The organism is Mesorhizobium sp. CNPSo 4688 (assembly GCF_057784295.1).
The window spans coordinates 267,965-285,395 of sequence record NZ_JBWLUY010000010.1 but is presented as its reverse complement, the minus strand read 5'-3'; the positions used below and the strand labels follow the sequence as shown (position 1 = coordinate 285,395).

20 protein-coding genes are annotated in these 17,431 nt (G+C 63.0%); 11 read left to right on the top strand and 9 right to left on the bottom strand.

Going from position 1 to position 17,431, the window contains the following annotated elements:
• Positions 1 to 66: 66 nt before the first annotated feature.
• The 4 genes from AC04SH_RS21195 to AC04SH_RS21180 form a co-directional block, all read right to left on the bottom strand.
• Positions 67 to 861: an amino acid ABC transporter ATP-binding protein gene (locus AC04SH_RS21195; RefSeq protein WP_488576497.1), complete on the bottom strand. Its 795-nt coding sequence runs from the start codon at positions 859 to 861 to the stop codon at positions 67 to 69.
• A 4-nt stretch (positions 862 to 865) separates the two neighbouring features.
• Complete coding sequence (locus AC04SH_RS21190; RefSeq protein ID WP_488576496.1) at positions 866 to 1,516, bottom strand: amino acid ABC transporter permease; 651 nt, start codon at positions 1,514 to 1,516, stop codon at positions 866 to 868.
• 1 nt (position 1,517) lies between these two features.
• Positions 1,518 to 2,183, bottom strand: coding sequence for an amino acid ABC transporter permease (locus AC04SH_RS21185; protein ID WP_488576495.1), 666 nt, complete (start codon positions 2,181 to 2,183; stop codon positions 1,518 to 1,520).
• Positions 2,184 to 2,272: 89 nt separating this feature from the next.
• Positions 2,273 to 3,142 carry a transporter substrate-binding protein gene (locus AC04SH_RS21180; protein ID WP_488576494.1) on the bottom strand — a complete coding sequence of 290 codons (870 nt, stop codon included), beginning with the start codon at positions 3,140 to 3,142 and terminating at the stop codon, positions 2,273 to 2,275.
• Between the two features lie 118 nt (positions 3,143 to 3,260).
• Between AC04SH_RS21180 and AC04SH_RS21175 the strand changes: the two genes are divergently transcribed.
• Positions 3,261 to 4,064, top strand: a complete 804-nt coding sequence (locus AC04SH_RS21175; RefSeq protein ID WP_488576493.1) for an IclR family transcriptional regulator — start codon at positions 3,261 to 3,263, stop codon at positions 4,062 to 4,064.
• Between the two features lie 24 nt (positions 4,065 to 4,088).
• On the opposite strand, the gene AC04SH_RS21170 is transcribed toward AC04SH_RS21175, so the two are convergent.
• Positions 4,089 to 4,292 (bottom strand): YdcH family protein, encoded by a 204-nt coding sequence (locus AC04SH_RS21170; protein ID WP_112559568.1) that lies wholly within the window; start codon positions 4,290 to 4,292, stop codon positions 4,089 to 4,091.
• Between the two features lie 239 nt (positions 4,293 to 4,531).
• Here AC04SH_RS21170 and AC04SH_RS21165 point away from each other — a divergent pair, with 239 nt between their 5' ends.
• The 5 genes from AC04SH_RS21165 to AC04SH_RS21145 all read left to right on the top strand — a co-directional run bounded on the left by AC04SH_RS21165 (position 4,532) and on the right by AC04SH_RS21145 (position 8,522).
• Entirely contained in the window at positions 4,532 to 4,711 is a 180-nt protein-coding gene (locus tag AC04SH_RS21165; RefSeq protein ID WP_095487303.1) for a YdcH family protein, read from the top strand.
• A 297-nt stretch (positions 4,712 to 5,008) separates the two neighbouring features.
• Positions 5,009 to 6,262, top strand: a complete 1,254-nt coding sequence (ispG, locus tag AC04SH_RS21160; RefSeq protein ID WP_488576492.1) for a flavodoxin-dependent (E)-4-hydroxy-3-methylbut-2-enyl-diphosphate synthase — start codon at positions 5,009 to 5,011, stop codon at positions 6,260 to 6,262.
• Positions 6,263 to 6,266: 4 nt separating this feature from the next.
• Positions 6,267 to 7,127: a transglycosylase SLT domain-containing protein gene (locus AC04SH_RS21155; RefSeq protein ID WP_488576491.1), complete on the top strand. Its 861-nt coding sequence runs from the start codon at positions 6,267 to 6,269 to the stop codon at positions 7,125 to 7,127.
• A 40-nt stretch (positions 7,128 to 7,167) separates the two neighbouring features.
• The gene (locus tag AC04SH_RS21150; RefSeq protein ID WP_488576490.1) at positions 7,168 to 7,713 is read left to right on the top strand and encodes a chloramphenicol phosphotransferase CPT family protein; all 546 of its coding nucleotides are present in this window, start codon (positions 7,168 to 7,170) and stop codon (positions 7,711 to 7,713) included.
• Positions 7,714 to 7,769: 56 nt separating this feature from the next.
• Positions 7,770 to 8,522: a Stf0 family sulfotransferase gene (locus AC04SH_RS21145; protein ID WP_488576489.1), complete on the top strand. Its 753-nt coding sequence runs from the start codon at positions 7,770 to 7,772 to the stop codon at positions 8,520 to 8,522.
• Here AC04SH_RS21145 and AC04SH_RS21140 read toward each other — a convergent pair.
• Together AC04SH_RS21140 and AC04SH_RS21135 are read right to left on the bottom strand one after the other, a co-directional pair.
• Positions 8,519 to 10,861 (bottom strand): response regulator, encoded by a 2,343-nt coding sequence (locus AC04SH_RS21140; protein ID WP_488576488.1) that lies wholly within the window; start codon positions 10,859 to 10,861, stop codon positions 8,519 to 8,521. The genes AC04SH_RS21145 and AC04SH_RS21140 overlap by 4 nt on opposite strands.
• A gap of 128 nt (positions 10,862 to 10,989) precedes the next feature.
• Positions 10,990 to 11,205: a tautomerase family protein gene (locus AC04SH_RS21135; protein WP_112559562.1), complete on the bottom strand. Its 216-nt coding sequence runs from the start codon at positions 11,203 to 11,205 to the stop codon at positions 10,990 to 10,992.
• 110 nt (positions 11,206 to 11,315) lie between these two features.
• Here AC04SH_RS21135 and AC04SH_RS21130 point away from each other — a divergent pair, with 110 nt between their 5' ends.
• The 3 genes from AC04SH_RS21130 (at position 11,316) to AC04SH_RS21120 (ending at position 13,656) form a co-directional block, all read left to right on the top strand.
• On the top strand, positions 11,316 to 12,209 hold the full coding sequence (locus AC04SH_RS21130) for a LysR family transcriptional regulator (protein ID WP_488576487.1): 894 nt from the start codon (positions 11,316 to 11,318) through the stop codon (positions 12,207 to 12,209).
• A gap of 110 nt (positions 12,210 to 12,319) precedes the next feature.
• A complete protein-coding gene (locus AC04SH_RS21125) occupies positions 12,320 to 12,799 on the top strand; it encodes a carboxymuconolactone decarboxylase family protein (RefSeq protein ID WP_488576486.1) in 480 nt (159 codons plus the stop codon).
• A complete protein-coding gene (locus AC04SH_RS21120; RefSeq protein ID WP_488576485.1) occupies positions 12,799 to 13,656 on the top strand; it encodes a sigma-70 family RNA polymerase sigma factor in 858 nt (285 codons plus the stop codon). Before AC04SH_RS21125 ends, AC04SH_RS21120 begins: the two co-directional genes overlap by 1 nt.
• Positions 13,657 to 13,678: 22 nt before the next feature.
• On the opposite strand, the gene AC04SH_RS21115 is transcribed toward AC04SH_RS21120, so the two are convergent.
• Positions 13,679 to 14,635, bottom strand: coding sequence for an AraC family transcriptional regulator (locus AC04SH_RS21115; RefSeq protein ID WP_488576484.1), 957 nt, complete (start codon positions 14,633 to 14,635; stop codon positions 13,679 to 13,681).
• 114 nt (positions 14,636 to 14,749) lie between these two features.
• On the opposite strand from AC04SH_RS21115, the gene AC04SH_RS21110 reads away from it, so the two are divergent.
• On the top strand, positions 14,750 to 15,799 hold the full coding sequence (locus tag AC04SH_RS21110) for an SDR family oxidoreductase (RefSeq protein ID WP_488576483.1): 1,050 nt from the start codon (positions 14,750 to 14,752) through the stop codon (positions 15,797 to 15,799).
• An 87-nt stretch (positions 15,800 to 15,886) separates the two neighbouring features.
• On the opposite strand, the gene AC04SH_RS21105 is transcribed toward AC04SH_RS21110, so the two are convergent.
• Complete coding sequence (locus AC04SH_RS21105) at positions 15,887 to 16,471, bottom strand: TetR/AcrR family transcriptional regulator (protein ID WP_488576482.1); 585 nt, start codon at positions 16,469 to 16,471, stop codon at positions 15,887 to 15,889.
• A gap of 103 nt (positions 16,472 to 16,574) precedes the next feature.
• On the opposite strand from AC04SH_RS21105, the gene AC04SH_RS21100 reads away from it, so the two are divergent.
• Complete coding sequence (locus AC04SH_RS21100) at positions 16,575 to 17,390, top strand: oxidoreductase (protein ID WP_488576481.1); 816 nt, start codon at positions 16,575 to 16,577, stop codon at positions 17,388 to 17,390.
• Positions 17,391 to 17,431 lie beyond the last annotated feature (41 nt).

The window sequence follows — 17,431 nt, the reverse complement described above, 5'->3', positions numbered from 1 at the left end:
AGCGCTTCGCGCTTTTCCCGGGAAAACCGCTTACACTTTTCCTGGAATTGCCTTGGGCCGCCCATGTCAGAAATGCGAGGCGCGGAACCGCGCCAGGAAAGAGCGCAGACGCTCATTGGTGGTCTCCTGGGCGAGGATCTCCTTCGGCGGACCGACAGCGCTGACACCGCCATCGGCCATGAAGACGATGCGGCTCGAAGCGTCGCGGGCAAAGGCCATCTCGTGGGTTACCATCACCATGGTCATGCCGTCTTCGGCCAGGCTGCGGACAACGGCCAGCACCTCGCCGACCAGTTCGGGGTCGAGCGCGGAGGTGATCTCGTCGAGCAGCAGGATCTTCGGCTCCATGGCGACGGCCCGCGCTATGCCGACGCGCTGCTGCTGGCCGCCGGAGAGTTCCGCGGGCAGGCTGTCGGCCTTGTGGGCGAGACCAACGCGGCTCAGCCAATGCTCGGCGATCTGGCGCGCCTCGGCCTTGCTCTTGCCGCGCACCTTGGTGAGGCCGAGCATGATGTTGCCGGCGGCGGTGAGGTGCGGAAACAGGTTGAAGCTCTGGAACACCATGCCGGTTTCGGCGCGCATGGCGGCCAGATCGCGCTCGCTACGCCGCTGGCGGGTGCCGGCTTCGCGAAAACCGACCTCCTTGCCGTCGATCCGGATCGAGCCCGAGTCGTAGCTTTCGAGGAAGTTGACGCAGCGCAAAAGGGTCGTCTTGCCGCTGCCCGAAGGCCCGATGACGGTGACCACCTCGCCCTTCTCAACCTTGAGGCTGACCGAACGCAGCACCTCGACCGAACCGAAGGCTTTCGAGACCCCGGCAATGTCGAGAAGGGCTGTAGTGTCGTTCGAGCTTGTGGCCATCGTGCTAGTCCCGGATGAAGGCGAAGCGCCGTTCCAGCCGCCGGCTGGCGTAGGAAAGCGCATAGTTGACGGCGAAATAGATCAAGGCGCCGAGGAGATAGAGCGGCATCGCCTCATAGGTGCGGCCGATGACCTGGTTGATCGCCTGCATCAGGTCGGTGATGCCGAGCAGCGAGACCAGCGCGCTACCCTTGACCGCATCGGTCACGCCGTTGATCCAGGGTGGCAGGAAGCGGCGGAAGGCCTGCGGAAAGATGACGGAGGTGAGCCGTTGGCGAAAGGTCAGGCCGATCGCCATCGCCGCCTCGGACTGGCCTTTGGGAATGGAGCCGACTGCGCCGCGCACATATTCGACGACCTGCGCCGTCTTGAACAAGGTCAGCGCCAGCACGGCGGCCCAGAAGGACTGCAGGTGCAGCCCGGCGGCGGGCAGGCCGTAATAGACGAAGAACATCAGCACCAGGATCGGGATGCCGCGGATGGTGTCGGAGAAGATGCGCACTGCCCAGCGCAGCGGCGCCGGGCCATAGACGAGGCCGACGCCCAGCGCGACGCCGGCAATCAGCGACAGCACCACGACCAGCAGCGACACCCACAGAGTGATGGCGAAGCCCTGGGCAAGGAACGGCAGGGCGTAGAGGATCTGGCTCAGCATGTCAGCGCGCCGCCCTGAACCGGCGCTCGACCAGCCGCAGCCCGAACAGCAGCGCATAGCCGGTCAGCAGATACATCGCCGTCGTCACCAGATAGACCTCGACGATGCGGAAGGTGTTGAAGTTGATCCACTGGGCGCCGTAGGTCAGTTCGGGCACGGATATGACCGAGGCGATGGACGTATCCTTGAACAGCGAGATGAAGGTGTTGGACAGCGCCGGCAGAGTGATGCGCAGCATGGTCGGCAGCCGCACGTGAACCAGCCTTTGCCATGGCGTGAGCCCGATCGCCTTGCCGGCATCGAGCTGGCCGCGCGGCACGGCTTCGAGCCCCGAACGGAAAACCTCGACCAGATAGGCGCCGCTATAGACCGACAGCGTCAGCACGAAGGAGGTCGGCGCGCTGTAGGCGAGATCGACCACCGTCGGCACGCCGTAGAAGACGAGATAGACCAGCAGGATCAGCGGTACGTTGCGGATGAATTCGACGTAGGCCGCGATGATGGCTCGTACCACGCGACCGGCCGAGACATACCAGACCGCCAGCACCAGGCCGATGACGATGCCGATGGCAATCGAGATCACGGCAAGCTCGAGGCTCAGCAGCAGGCCGCCCCAGAGCTTGTCGAAATGCCGCCAGATCAGGTTGAAATTGAGCGTATAGCCCATGCGTCTCCCGCAATGGCCAAAGAGGCCGCAAACAAGGCAAGGAGTGGAAGGGCGCCGGCACCCTTCCACCGACTAATGTCAGCTTGTTATCATACAACCGGGAAACCGGGGTGACGGGCCGGCGGCTCCTGGCCGAAATAGTCCTTGAAGGCGGCGTCGTAGAGCGCCGTCTCGTGGCCGAACATGGCGATGGTGAAGGTCTGGTTGACGTAGGTCAGCCAGTCGAGGTCGCCCTGCCTGACCGCCGCGCCGTAAAGCATCGAGTACCAGCTTTTGCCGGCATCGAAATATTTGTCGGGGTTGCGCGAGGCCAGCCAGCGCACGGTCGAAAGATCGACGGCGGCAGCATCGGCGCGCTTCGATTCCAGCGCTTGCAGCACGTTGGCCTGGGTGTCGATTTGCAACACCTGCGCCTCCGGCAACGCGAAATGGACCGAGCTTTCGGCATCGACATTCTGCAGGATCGAGACGCGCGTCGCCGAACCGCCAGCGAGCAGCTTGTCGAAGGTCTTGTTTTCCGCCGTCGGCAGCGTCAGCAGGGCGACACCCTCGACATAGTATGGCCTGGAGAAGTGGATCAGCTGCGAGCGCTGCGCGGTCATGGTCATGAACTGGATGGTGATGTCGACCTTGTTGGTGGTGACATTGGGGATGCGCTGCGCCGGATCCTGCATGACGAACTCGACCTTGCTCGGGTCGTCGAACAGGCCCTTGGCCAGGATGCGGCCCATGGTGATGTCCATGCCGACCAGCTCGCCGGCATCGTTCTCGAAATGCCACGGCGCATTGGTGCTGCCGGTGCCGACGATCAGCTTGCCGCGGTCGAGCGCGGTGCGCAGCACGCTGTCGGATGCGGCTTGTGCTGCCGCCTTCTCGGCGCTGACCGCGGTCATAACGCCGGCCGTTGCCAGCCCGGCCATGCCCAGTTTCAGAAAATCTCGCTTGGATGTGTCGTTCACTGCGACCTCCTGTTCGTTTGAGTTCCCCTTACAGGCACATGTGTCGCTTCCACGAATTGTCTCTTACAAAAGACACATGTATCCTATACAAGACAGATACTAACATCAGGAATCAGTTATGCAAGACAGCAATGGGATCACCGATCAGCCAGTTCTTGGCCCAGTGGCGGACAAGACCTCAGGCTCGCGCGAGAAGGGTCTCAACCGGGTGCTGGAGATCTTGGAGTTCCTGCATGTCACGCAGCGCGCCATCGGCATTGGCGACCTCGCCAAGGGGGTGAATGCACCGCGCTCGACCACCTACACGCTGGTGCGTTCGCTGGTCGATGCCGGGCTGCTGGAGATGGAGGGTGACGGCAACCGCGTCTATTTCGGCAAGAAACTCTACCTCTACGGAATGGACTACGTCCGGGGCAACGACCTGCTCAGGCGAGGCCGCCAGGAGGTCGACAATCTGTCGCGCGAGACCGGCGAGACCTCCGAATTGTGCATGCTGCAAAGCGGCCGCTACACCATCGTCCATTCCAGCCCCGGCACCAGGCCGTTCCGCATCAGCTCGGCCACCGGCCTGCAGATCCCGCTGCCATGGACGGCATCAGGGCGACTGCTTCTGGCCGGGTTGGAAAGGGCCGCCATCCAGGACATGGTGTCGGACGACGACCTTGTGCTGCCGGATGGCCGCAGGCTGCAGCTCGACGATTTCATCGCCGATATCGCGACGGCCAGGACGACCGGCTATTGCATCACTTCGGGGCTGGTCGACGCCTATACCAAATGCCTGGCCGCTCCGGTCTTTTCCGTCACGGGCAAGGTCGAGGCAACGATGTGCCTGGTGGTTCCGATCGACACCGCGAAGGAAAAGACCGACGAGCTTATCGCGCTGTTGCGTGAACGCGCCGCAAGGCTTTCGATTCCGGGATAAGGGGTCAGGCTCCGAGGCTACCGCTCAGGCGATGATGTCCGGAATGATCTTGTCTTCCAGCGCCATCAGCCGGTCCTTGAGGAACAGTTTTTTCTTCTTCATGCGCTGGATCTGCAAGGGATCACAACCCATGGCTATCATCGCATTGATGGCCGCGTCGAAATCGGCATGCTCTTGTTTCAGCCGAGAAAATTCGAGGCGGATATCAGCCTGTTCCTGTTCGGACATTATCTACCGTCTGCACGTCTGCGGCGCCCAATGATGGGCCTGATTGGGCGGGACCGGCGGGGTTTTGTAGCCGGCGCGCAGCCCATACCACATTTCACATTGTCGTGGAATGCTACCACGCAGCATTCGACATCTCAGTTGGATGGTGGCAGAGTGTCATTGTGCCGTCACAGAACGACCTGCGGTGGACGTGCCTTTGACGGCTGCAATCGAGGAAACCATGAAAGGGAGAACCAATCATGTCTCTTGCATCCCATCTTGATGAGTTGCAGCGGAAACACGGTGATATCGAACGCGAAATCGATGATGCGATGAACCATCCATCGGTAGACGACCTCGAAATCGTGAATCTCAAGCGACGCAAGCTGGCACTCAAGGACGAGATTGAAAAACTGAAGGCGAAACCGACGACACACTGACGCCCTTCCTAGATTAGACGCGCCGCTCCGGCGCCTATCCATCGCTCCGGTGGCGACAGGCCGCCGGAGGATAGTTGTTGTTACTGTTTCCGACACTATTGAACGGTCGACACCGTCTGTGACGGGTCGCCGCGCCGTTGCGATTTGGCGGCTCTACCCGGCTGTCGCCATTGACAAGCCATCTTTGCTCCTCCACCTCATGCCCGAACCTCAGCGCAATGCGCTGATAACTGTTTGAGCGTAGGTTTGCGCGTCAAAGCAAACGCAGGTCGCTCAGGAGCTCAAGAGGCTGCCGGCATGACCGGATATTTTTCCTCCCCCTTTCCGCGCCGGGCTTCGGTCGGTGTCGATGTCGGCGGCGTGATCGTCGGCGGTGGCGCGCCGGTCGTCGTGCAGTCGATGACCAACACCGACACAGCCGATATCGACCAGACCGTGGCGCAAGTTGCAGCCCTTCACCGCGCCGGCTCCGAGATCGTGCGCATCACCGTCGACCGCGACGAGAGCGCTGCCGCCGTGCCGCGCATCCGCGAGCGGCTCGAACGGCTCGGCATCAATGTGCCGCTGGTCGGCGATTTCCACTATATCGGCCACAAGCTGCTCGCCGATCATCCGGCTTGCGCCGAGGCGCTGGCCAAATACCGCATCAATCCCGGCAATGTCGGCTTCAAGGACAAGAAGGACCGCCAGTTCGCGGCGATCGTCGAAATGGCGATCAAGCACGACAAGCCGGTGCGCATCGGCGTCAACTGGGGTTCGCTCGACCAGGAGCTTTTGACCCGGCTGATGGACGAGAACCAGCGCCAAGGCTTTCCGCTGACGGCGCAGGAGGTCACCCGCGAGGCGATCGTGCAGTCGGCGATCCTGTCGGCCGAAATGGCCGAAGAAATCGGCTTGGCCCGCGAAAAGATCATCCTGTCGGCCAAGGTCAGCGGCGTGCAGGATTTGATTGCCGTCTACACCGAGCTTGCGACGCGCTCCAACCATGCGCTGCATCTCGGCCTCACCGAAGCCGGCATGGGCTCCAAGGGCATTGTCGCCTCGTCGGCCGCGATGGGCATTCTGTTGCAGCAAGGCATTGGCGACACCATCCGCATTTCACTGACGCCGGAGCCGAATGGCGACCGCACGCGCGAGGTGCAGGTGTCGCAGGAGCTCTTGCAGACCATGGGCTTTCGCCAGTTCGTGCCGATCGTCGCCGCTTGCCCCGGCTGCGGCCGTACCACATCGACCGTGTTCCAGGAACTGGCGCAGAACATCCAGGCCGATTTGCGCAAGAACATGCCGGTGTGGCGCGAGAGATACCCGGGCGTCGAGAACCTCAAGGTCGCGGTGATGGGCTGCATCGTCAACGGCCCCGGCGAATCCAAGCATGCCGATATCGGCATATCGCTGCCCGGCACCGGCGAGACGCCGACGGCGCCCGTCTTCGTCGACGGCAAGAAGTCGGCGACGTTGCGCGGCCCGTCCATCGCCGCCGATTTCGAGAAGATGGTCGCCGACTATATCGAGCAGCGGTTTGGACAGCACGGCAAGGCCGCGGCCGAATAGGCCGATGCGCGCGTTTCTCAAAGCCGGTGTGATCCTGCTCTGCGGGCTGGGCTCTGCCGGACAGGCACTCGCCGATCCACCGCAATCGCGCTCGGCGGCGAAACGATTGATCGGCCGCGTTTGCGACCTGATCGAGGCGCATGCCGAGCAAAACGGCCTGCCCAAGGACTACTTCGCCAGGCTGATCTGGAAGGAAAGCCGCTTCGACCCCAATGCGGTGAGCCCTGTCGGCGCCGAAGGCATCGCCCAGTTCATGCCGGGCACGGCCAAGATGCGCGGGCTGGCCGACCCCTTCGACATCGACCAAGCAATCCCGGCCTCGGCAAAGTATCTCGGTGAGATGAAGGTCAGCTACGGTAATCTCGGCCTCGCGGCCGCCGCCTACAATGCCGGCGAGAACCGGGTGTCGCGTTGGCTCGGCTCCGGCGGCTTCCTGCCGATGGAAACCGAATCTTACGTCTTCGACGTCATGGGCGAGCCGGTCGACAAGTTCTCCGACAGCGCCTACGCCGGAACGGTCGAGCCGCTCGATGCCAAGACAAGCTTTGCCGTCGCCTGCCGCAAGCTGCCGGTGATCATGTCGAGAACCGTCGCCATGGCCTCGATCAATGTGAAGCCATGGGGCGTGCAGGTGGCCGGCAATTTCCGCCGCGGTGCTGCGATCAATCAGTGGCTGCGGGTCAGGAGCCGGTTTCCGGCGCTGCTTTCCGGTCGTGATCCGGTGGTCAGCCGGGTGCGTACGCCGATCGGCCGGCGGGGCATTTATGCGGTCAGGATCGGTGTCGACGACCGCGCTGCGGCCAATGTCATCTGCCAAAAGCTGCAGAGCATCGGCGGCGCCTGTATCGTCGTGCGCAACCGGTAGGTATGCGCGAGACGCGGCGGCTCTTTGGAAGGTGTGCGACATGATAGCCAGGATTGTCCTGCTCAATGGTGTCGGCAGCGCCGGCAAGAGCTCGATCGCCAAGGCCCTGCAGACGATCACCTCCACGCCCTTCCTGCATGTCCAGATGGATGCCTTCATCGACATGCTGCCGGAGGCGCTTCAGGATCATGCCGACGGGTTTTCTTTTGAGACCGTGCTGGAAGACGGCAAGCCGTCGGTGGTGATCAAGAGCGGGCCGGTCGGCGCGCGCGCCATGCGTGGCATGCGCCACGCCATCGCCGCCATGGCCGGGCAAGGCAACGATCTTATCGTCGACGACGTGATCGTCAGTGACGGGATAGCGGAGTATCGCGAATTGCTGTCCGCTTTCGACTTACATGTCGTCGGCGTTATGGCGCCGTTGGACGTATTGGAAGCGCGGGAAGCCGCGCGTGCCGACAGGCTGCCCGGCCTGGCACGCTGGCAATATCCTCGCGTCCACATGGATTACGACCTCGAAGTCGACACCAGCCAACTTACGCCGCTCGAATGCGCCCGTCGCATCCAGCAGGAATTTCAGCTATAGGCCGGCGCATAAGTGGCCGGGCTTGCCTTGGCTCTGACGAACGACAAGAGCAGTGAATGTTAGACGGCTACATAATCTGCGGTACGCCGAGAACCGGAAGCACTTTGCTGTGCGGCCTGTTGGCATCGACGAAGGCAGCCGGCGATCCGCACTCGTTCTACCGGCGGCAGAATATAGCGGAATGGGCCGAAGAGTGGGGCCTGCCCAGTCGCGATACAATGAGCGCGCATGAATTCGATGTCGCCTATCTCGAAGAGGCAATCCGGGCCGGAACGGGCGGAACAGGCGTCTTCGGCCTGCGTCTGATGCGGGAGAATCTGGATGAACTCTCGGCGATCCTCGACCGGATTTTCCCGGATCTGCCGTCGGACAAAGCGCGCTTTGAAAAGGCCTTCGGCCGCGTTCTCTACATCCACCTTTCGCGCGAAAACAAGCTGGCGCAGGCGGTCTCGCTGATCAAGGCGGAGCAGACCGGTCTCTGGCATATCGCGCCCGACGGAACCGAGGTCGAAAGGGTCGCACCGCCGCAGGAACCCCGATACGATTTCGAGCGGATCCAGCATGAGCTCGCCAAACTCGAAGCCTATGACGCGGCCTGGAACACATGGTTTGCGGAGCAGGGGATCGTACCGCTGCGTATCGGCTACGAGCGTCTCTCAGCCGATCCGGCCGCCACGTTGGCGGCCATCTGCGAGGCCCTGGGCGTCCCATCGCCCAATGCCGGCGATGTAAAGCCTGGCGTAGCCAGGCTCTCGGACGAAACCAGTCTCGACTGGATGCGGCGCTTTCGCCTGGACGCGGCCGTCTAAGCCGTCTTCGCCGCCACAGTCTCGCTGAGCCAGGTGCCGATCTTGCTGCCGAGGCGGTCGGGCGAAACGGGCTTGGGCAGATAGTCGTCCATGCCGGCCTCGATGCATTTGTCGCGGTCACCCTTCAGCGCGTGCGCGGTGACGCCGATGATCGGCGTATGGTTGCCGGTCCCCGCCTCCGCTGCCCGAATGGCGCGGGTCGCCTCGTAGCCGTTCATCTCCGGCATGGAGACGTCCATCAGGATCAGCTTCGGCCGCAGCGCCCGGTACATCTCGACGGCAGTGCGGCCATTGCCGGCGATGCGGTAGCTTAGGCCAAGCCCATTGAGGATCTGGCCGAACACCAGCTGGTTCACGTCATTGTCCTCGGCAATCAGGATATCGATCGGGCCGTTCGGCGTGGTCATCGATTCGGGCACGGTGGCCGCAGGCATCACCGGGCCGCGAATGACGGTGAAGGCCGGTGGTGCCACGGGTGCCGCCTGCGCAACAACCGGCTCGCGAACGAAGTGGGCCTTGCCGATCTGGGCCCGCGCCTTCTGGATGACCGAGATGACGGTGCCGAGCAGGATGGCCGAGCGCGCCGGCTTGGTCAGGTGCGCGGCAATACCGAAATCGATGACCATCTTGCCGAAATCGACCTGGTCGACCGAAGTCAGCAGCACCATCGGTATGGCGGAGAGACGGCTATCGGCGGCAATCGCCTTGGCGACGTCGGCGCCGTTCATGCCGGGCATCTGGTAGTCGAGGATGATGCAATCAACCCCCGCACCCAGCTGGCTGGCCCGGTCGAGGAAGGCGAGGCCGACCGCGCCGCTTTCGGCGGCCGCGCAGTCGAAGCTCCAGCTTCTGAGCTGTTCCAGCAGGATCTCGCGGTTGACCGGATTGTCGTCGATGACCAGCACGCGGGCGCCGGTGACGTCGACCGGCACGATCTCGTCGCGTGTATCCTGCTGATGCGCCGGCAGCGGCACGGCGAACCAGAACACCGAGCCGCGGCCGATCTCGCTTTCGACGCCGATCTTGCCGCCCATCAGGTCGACGAGGCGGGCGGCAATGGCAAGGCCGAGGCCCGTGCCTTCATGGCGGCGCGTCGACGAGCCGTCGACCTGGGCGAATTTCTCGAACACGTTCTCCAGCTTCTCGGCCGGAATGCCGATGCCGGTGTCCTCGACGCGGACCTTGAGCTGGACCAGACCGTCGACCACCTCGCCGCCGACATCGATCAGCACATGGCCCTTTTCGGTGAATTTCACCGCATTGCCGAGCAGATTGGTGACGATCTGGCGGAAGCGGCCGGCATCGCCGACGACATGGGCCGGCAGGCGCGGGTCGACACGCACGATCAGCTCGAGATTCTTTTCGGCGACACGCGCCGACACCAGCGTCGCCACGTCCTCGACCGCTTCCGCAAGCCGGAAGGGCGCCGGATCGAGCGTCAGCTGGCCGGCATTGATCTTGGAGAAATCGAGGATGTCGTTGATGATGGTAAGCAGCGCATTGCCGGATTTGACGATGACGTCGGTGAAGGTTTTCTGGCGTGCGGTGAGGTCGGTTTTGGCAAGTAGCTCGGCCATGCCCAGCACGCCGTTCATCGGCGTGCGGATCTCGTGGCTCATATTGGCCAGGAATTCCGATTTGGCGCGGTCGGCGGCTTCGGCCTTGAACAAGGATGCGGCGGATTCGGTGAAAGCGCGGCGGATCGCCTTTTCCATCGGCCGGAAGATCCACAAGGCGGCAATGGCAAGAACCGCGAACAAAAGGCCGCTTGCCCACAAAAGCAGCCGGTCGCTGGAGGCGTCGGCCAGATGGCGTTCACTGTCCATGGCGGTGCGCACCCGCACCAGCATCGGCTGGACGAACAGATCGTTCTGGTTGAGGATTTCGCGCGAACTCCATTCGTCGGTCTTTTGCGCCGCCGACATCAGGTTGAAGTTGCGCACCATATCGCGCGACGACCAGAACAGGTCGCCGTTGACGGAAGCGGAGGAGAGTTCGTTGAGGGTCTTGGCCGACAGGCTCGGCTTGATCGCGGCAAGCTGGGCCGAGAGCGTTTCGATCTCACCGGTCAGGCGTTGCGAATGGCCGCGCGCGGCGGCGGCAAGGCCGTCACGAGTTTCCGTGCGCCATGTGGTGCTGGCGGTTTCGGCAAAACTGGAGGCATTGCGCAGATCGCGGGTGAAGACGACGAGATTGCTGCTCAGCGCGTCGACGTCGTGACGAAAGGAATTGACGCGATTGAGCGCAAACATCACGGCGGCGGAGGCCAGCGCGAAGATCAGCAATCCCGAGATATAGCGGATCCGGATCGAACGGATGAAGGAAGAGTATTCCGGCATGCGCAACCCCAACACATACGCATCATTTTAATGGTCGGGATTACGCTTGATTTACATTAAAATTTCGTTCGCGCCGGATCTGTTGCACTCATATGTGCCAAGCACGGACTGGATGCGATATCCCGAACTCAGGCGTCCTTGGCCCGGTAGGCATCCGGAATGACGAAGACTTCGTCGGCGCGGCCGTAGCCTCCGTCGGCGACTTCCTCGATCAGCACCATTGTGTAGGGGCGAACGCCTTCACCGAAATACTCGACGAACATTTGCGTGGTCCTGTGAACGAGTTCTTCCTTCTGTGTCTTCGTCAGAGCGGCCTGCGGTGTCTTGAAGTTGGCAAACGGCATTTTCAGGTTCCTTCAGGTTCAATGCTGCAGCCGTGGATATAGACTGCCAATCCATCCGAATAATCGGCCTCCTCTTGACAGCAGTATTCGGGTAGGGCGAACAATAAGCCATGGATCGTCTCGACAGGATGCGGCTGTTCGTTCGCGTGGTGGAACGGCGCAATTTCGCAGCGGCGGCGGCCGATCTCAGCTTGCCGCGTTCAACCGCGACCGAAGCCATCAAACAATTGGAGGACCATCTCGGCACGAGGCTGCTGGACAGGACCACGCGCCACGTCGCCACGACGCTTGATGGACAGGCCTATTACGAGCGCTGCCTCTCGATCCTGGGTGAAGTGGAGGATGCCGAGGCGGGATTCCGCAGCGCCGAACCGCGCGGCCTGTTGCGCATCGACGCGCATCCACTGCTCACGCAGAGATTCCTGTTGCCGGAGTTGCCTGCGTTCCTCGAACGCTATCCCCAGATCGATCTTCATATCGGCCAGGGCGACCGGCTGGTCGATCTGGTGCGCGAAGGGGTGGATTGCGTCATCCGTGCGGGCGAACCACAAGACAGCGGCATGATCATGCGACGGCTGGCGACGATCGGCGAAATCACCTGCGCCAGCCCGATCTATCTGAAGCGCCAGGGGACGCCCGCATCGCCTGACGCCCTGGAAGGCCACCAGGCCGTCGGCTTCGTCTCCTCGCGCACGGGCGAAGTCCTGCCGCTGGAGTTCACGATCGGCACGAGGGTGCATCGGGTCACGCTGCCGGGCCGGGTGAAGGTCAACAATTCGGACACCGCGGCCGCGCTGGCGCGCCTGGGCTTGGGGCTTCTCCAGGCACCACGCTATCGGCTCGAAAAAGATCTGGCGGATGGGACACTGGTCGAGGTGCTGCAGGATTTTCCGCCGACGCCGACGCCATTGTCGGCGCTCTATCCGCAGAACCGGCAACTTGCTCCAAGGCTACGCGCTTTTCTGGAATGGGCGTCTCGCATCTTCGCCGAGGCAAGGCTGTGAGGATCGGCCTCATATCTGCGTCAATCTCGGCACAAAAAAATCTGGCCCGATGTCACACCAGCCGATCCTGCCTCGTCATGAGAGCGTACCCAACAACAAGGACTGCAATCATGACCGCCAAAATTGACCTTTTCGCCGCCGCCCCTGCGCTGATCAAGCAATGGCAGCGCGCATCGACCGAGCTCTCTGTCGCCGCCGGGCTCGAGCACAGCCTCAACGAGCTGGTCAAGCTTCGGGCGTCGCAGATCAATGGCTGCGCCAACTGCATCAACCTGCATGCGACCGAAGCCCGCGAGAATGGCGAGACCGAGCAGCGCATCTACCTGCTGCCGGCTTGGCGCGAGGCGCCCTGCTACAGCGACCGCGAACGTGCCGCGCTCGGCTGGACCGATGCGCTCACGCGCCTCTCGGAAGGACAGGACCGCGAACGCGCCTATGATGATTTGAAGGCGCATTTCACTGACGAGGAGCAGGTCAAGCTCACCGTGTTGATCAACATCATAAATAGCTGGAACCGCATCGCCGTCGGCTTCGGGCTTTACACCGACGCGGCAGCGATCCGATCCAGCGCCAAGGCGGCGGCCGCATGATGACGGAGGCTGAAACCGGGGATGCGGCAGCGGGCTTCGGCCCGCTGCGTCCGACGCTGATGCGGGTTGCCTACCGTATGCTGGGCTCGGTGAGCGACGCCGAGGATGTCGTACAGGAGGCCTTCATCCGCTGGATGGGGATCGACCGGTCGCAGGTGCGCGAGCCAGAAGCGTTCCTGCGCCGTACGGTGACGCGGCTTTGCCTCGACCAGCTCAAATCCGCGCGGCGCCAGCGCGAAACCTATATCGGTCCGTGGCTGCCCGAGCCGATCGTCGAAGAGGACGACCTGGAAGACGTCACGCTGCCGCTGATGCTGGTGCTGGAGCGGCTTTCGCCGCTGGAGCGGGCGGCCTTTCTGCTGCACGATGTGTTCGGGCTGGAATTCGAGGAGGTCGCGACCGCTATCGAGCGCGACTCCGCAGCTTGCCGCCAACTTGCCGCGCGTGCCCGCGCCCATGTCCGCCAGGCCCGGCCCCGCTTCAAGGTGGAGAAGCAGCGCGGCCTCGAAATCGCCGAGGCCTTTTTCGCGGCGTCGCGCAGCGGCAATATGCAGGCGCTCGGCGCGCTGTTGACGGCCGATGTCAGTTCGCATGCCGATGGCGGCGGCAAGCGTCCGGCAGCCTTGGCGCCGGTGCTGGGTTTCGACGCCGTCATGAAGCAGTACGCGCAGGTGGCGGCCTGGCTGCGTGACAACCGCTCGACGCTGGTTCGCGTCGGTTTCATCAATGGATTGCCGGGGTTCATCACGCTGGAAGCCGATGGCGAACTGCAGACCACCGCCCTCGACATAGAGGACGGCAAGATCGCGGCCATCTATGTCATGCGCAATCCCGACAAGCTCAGGCATCTGCATTAGGTCTTCGGGCATCGGCAGGCTTTCAGGACACCAGGCTTAAGGGCTGGGGTGCGGTGTCCTCCGGGCGCTTGGCTTGCGTCGCGATTCGGTAGCGCTTGGGCGCGCTGCCGGTGACACGCTTGAAGGCATTGCTGAAGGCGCTTTCCGAGGTATAGCCGAGCGAGCGGGCAAGGACCGCCACCGGCGTGTCCTCCTCGCGCAGCGCGCGCTCGGCGAGATGCATGCGCCATTCCGTCAGGTAGGTCAGCGGCGCGACGCCTGCGGTCCGCCTGAAATGGAAGGCAAAGCTGGTGCGCGACATGGCGGTCGCGCTGGCGAGTTCCTCAAGATGCCAGTCACGGCCGGGGTCGCCATGCATCAGCCGCAGCGCCGGCGCCAGGCGCTGGTCGGCGAGCGCGCGCAGCCAGCCGGCGGGCATCAGCTCCGATGTTTGCAAATGCGCCCTCAGCACCTGGATGAACAGAAGCTGCGCGAGCTGCGCCGAGGCAAGGCTGGCGCCCGGTTGGCCATCGGCCTGTTCGCGCACCAACTGGTCAAGAATCCAGCGCAGGATCGCTGCCTGTGGCGAGGCGGCGTGGATGTGGATCCACGGCGGCAAGACATCGGCGAGCAGCCGTCCGCTCGCCTGGTCGAGCAACACATGGCCGCCAATATGCGCGAAGTCGTTGCCGTCACCGAGCTGCGCGATTTTGCAGCCGGAGAACACCGCCATCGCATCGAGCGGCGGTACGGACAAGTCGCTGGCAAGGATGAAGGAGCGCCGCGCAGCAAGCAGCAGCACGTCGCCGGTTTGCGCATGCACCGGCTCGTCCTCGCCCTCCAGGCGAATCCAGCAATTGCCTTTCACAACGGCGAAGAACTTGACTTTTTCAGGTGCCGGAAATCGCAGCGCCCATGGCCCGCCGGCGGTGAAGCCGCCTGTCACCATGGTTTGAGCGCTGGTGAATCTGAGGATGTCCGAGAAAGGGTCGTCGCTCATCTTTGTACTTTCGCGCAATTTATGTGGATTTTCAAGCATTCACAATCCGGCCGAGCGCGCATAGCTGATGGCAACAAACGACGCCGCTCTCGGCGGAGACATCAGGAGACGGACATGAACGAAGAATTGGTGCTGGTTACCGGCGGCTCCGGCTTCATTGCATCGCATTGCATCTTGAAGCTGCTCGACGCCGGCTATCGCGTGCGCACGACCGTGCGTTCGCTCAAGCGCGAAGCCGAGGTGCGCGCAATGCTGAGGGAAGGCGGCGCTGAACCCGGCGACCGGCTGTCCTTCGTCGCAGCGGACCTGAATGCGGATGCGGGCTGGGCTGAGGCTGTGGCCGGTTGTGCCTATGTAATGCACGGCGCTTCGCCGACACCCTCCGGCAGCCAGACGCGCGAGGAGGATTGGGTGAGGCCGGCAGTCGACGGCGTGCTACGGGTGCTCAAGGCCGCGCTCGATGTCGGCGTCAAACGCGTGGTGTTGACCTCGGCCATCGGCGCTGTCGCCATGGGCCACAAGCCACAGACGAGACCATTCAACGAGACGGACTGGTCAGACCTCAGCGGCGATATCGCGCCATACCAGAAATCGAAGACGCTTTCGGAGCGCGCCGCCTGGGACTTCATCGCCCGGGAAGGGCGCGGCCTCGAACTCTCCGTCGTCAATCCGGTGGCTGTACTCGGTCCGGTTCTGGCCGCCGACTTCTCGCATTCGATCGGGCTGATCAAGCGGCTGATGGATGGCATGCCGGGCTGCCCGAAAGTCAATTCCGGTTATGTCGATGTGCGCGACCTGGCCGACCTGCACCTGCTGGCGATGACCAACCCTGCTGCAAAGGGCGAGCGGTTCATCGGCATTTCGGGCCATAGCCTGTGGACGGCCGAGGTCGCGAAAGTGCTGCGCCAACGCATGGGAGCCGCTGCCAGCAAGGTGCCGACGCGCGAAATTCCCAACTGGGTGGTCCGCCTGCTGGCGCTGCGCGGTGATCCGACGACAAAGATGCTGGCTAGGCATGTAGGCGTGATGATGGACGCCACCAGCGAAAAGGCGACACGTCTGCTCGGCTGGAACCCGCGTCCGGTCGAGGAAGCGATCGTCGCGACGGCCGAGAGCCTGCTGCGGCTGGGCTTGGTGGGTGGTTCGAAAGCTTCGACGCCATGAAGCAGTACGAGCGATCGCGGCGTGGCTGTGCGAGAACGGCTCGACGCAGGTTCGCGTCGGCTTCATTGCCGCTGCCGCCGCCGACTTCTAGGATGCCTGTCCACCCTCACCTGGCTGGATCAGCCTGCGCGCCGCATCTGCTCCTGCCGCGAGGATGCGATCCGACAAGTCCGTCCCTGCCACCGCGCGGGCCAGCTCAAGTGCGCCGATGAGGGTCGCAAAGACACCCAGGGCGGCGCCTTCCGGATCCCTGGTCTGCGGAAGCGCTGCAGACAACTGGCGCACCAACACCAGCAAGCGTTCGGTATAGGCTTCGCGCATTTCAGGCGGCTGGCGCGCGATCTCCGGCAGCAGTGCGGCGGACGCGCAGCCTTTGTCCGGATTGTCCCGGTGCTCGGCCGACAGATACGCCTGAATGGCCATTTCCGGACCGCCCGAAGCCAACAACTCCTGAATTTGCTGCGACTGGGCATCCAGGGCCGCCGCCACGCTTTCGCGGATGAGCTCCGCCTTTGATTGAAAGTGCGGGTAGAAGGCTCCGTTGGTAAGCCCGGCGTCGCCCATGATGGTTGCCAGTCCAGACGCGGCTATGCCGTCCCTCCTAAAACGCTGGGCGGCGACCTCCACGATCCGATCGCGTGACGCGTCCTTTCGGCCCTTCTCGTAGCGCATGGCTGCTATTCCTCTTTGCTATTGCATTATGTTCGTAATTTGATATTATGATCGTAATTCAAACAATGGCAAAAAGCTAGCCCTCATGTCTCCGGAGTATCAAATGAGTACCCTTTCAGGAAGAACCGCGATTGTGACCGGAGCCTCCTCGGGCATCGGCCGCGCCAGCGCCGAGGCCCTGGCGCGGGCAGGATATACCGTCTTCGGGACAAGCCGCAGGGCGATAAGCAACGGCCCGGCGCAGGTATCCATGCTGACATGCGACGTGACCGATGGCGACTCCGTCAGCGCCCTCGTTTCAACCGTCCTTGCGCAGACCGGCCGGATCGACCTCTTGGTCAACAATGCCGGTGTCGGCCTGCTTGGCGGCGCCGAGGAATCCTCGGTCGCACAGGTGAAAGCCCTGTTCGACGTCAATCTGTTCGGCGTCATCCGCATGACCAATGCGGTGCTGCCGTCGATGCGGCGGCGCGGCGAAGGGCGCATCATCAACATCGGCTCGATTCTGGGATTGGTACCCGCGCCATACTCAGCGCATTACTCGGCGGTCAAGCACGCGCTTGAGGGCTATTCGGAATCGCTCGATCATGAGGTTCGTGCCTTCAATATTCGCGTCTCGGTCATCGAGCCTGCATTCGTGCGCACCGTCTTCGACCAGAACGGCATTGAGCCCGATTCGGTGTTGAAAGAATACGATCAGGCCCGAGCCGGGGTCGAAGCGCTACTTCGCGATGTCATGCCCAAAGCCGATCGGCCGGAGATGGTGGCGGATGTGGTCGTCAAGGCGGCGACCGATGCCCGTCCGCGACGGCGCTATACCGTCGGCAAGGCAGCGCGCCAGGTCAGCCTGCTGCGCCGCTTCGCTCCCGCAGAGATGTTCGACAAGACCTTGCGCAAGCAGTTCCGCCTGCCGGTCTGAACAACGGTGAGACGGAGAGTTTCACGCACAAACGGTACACC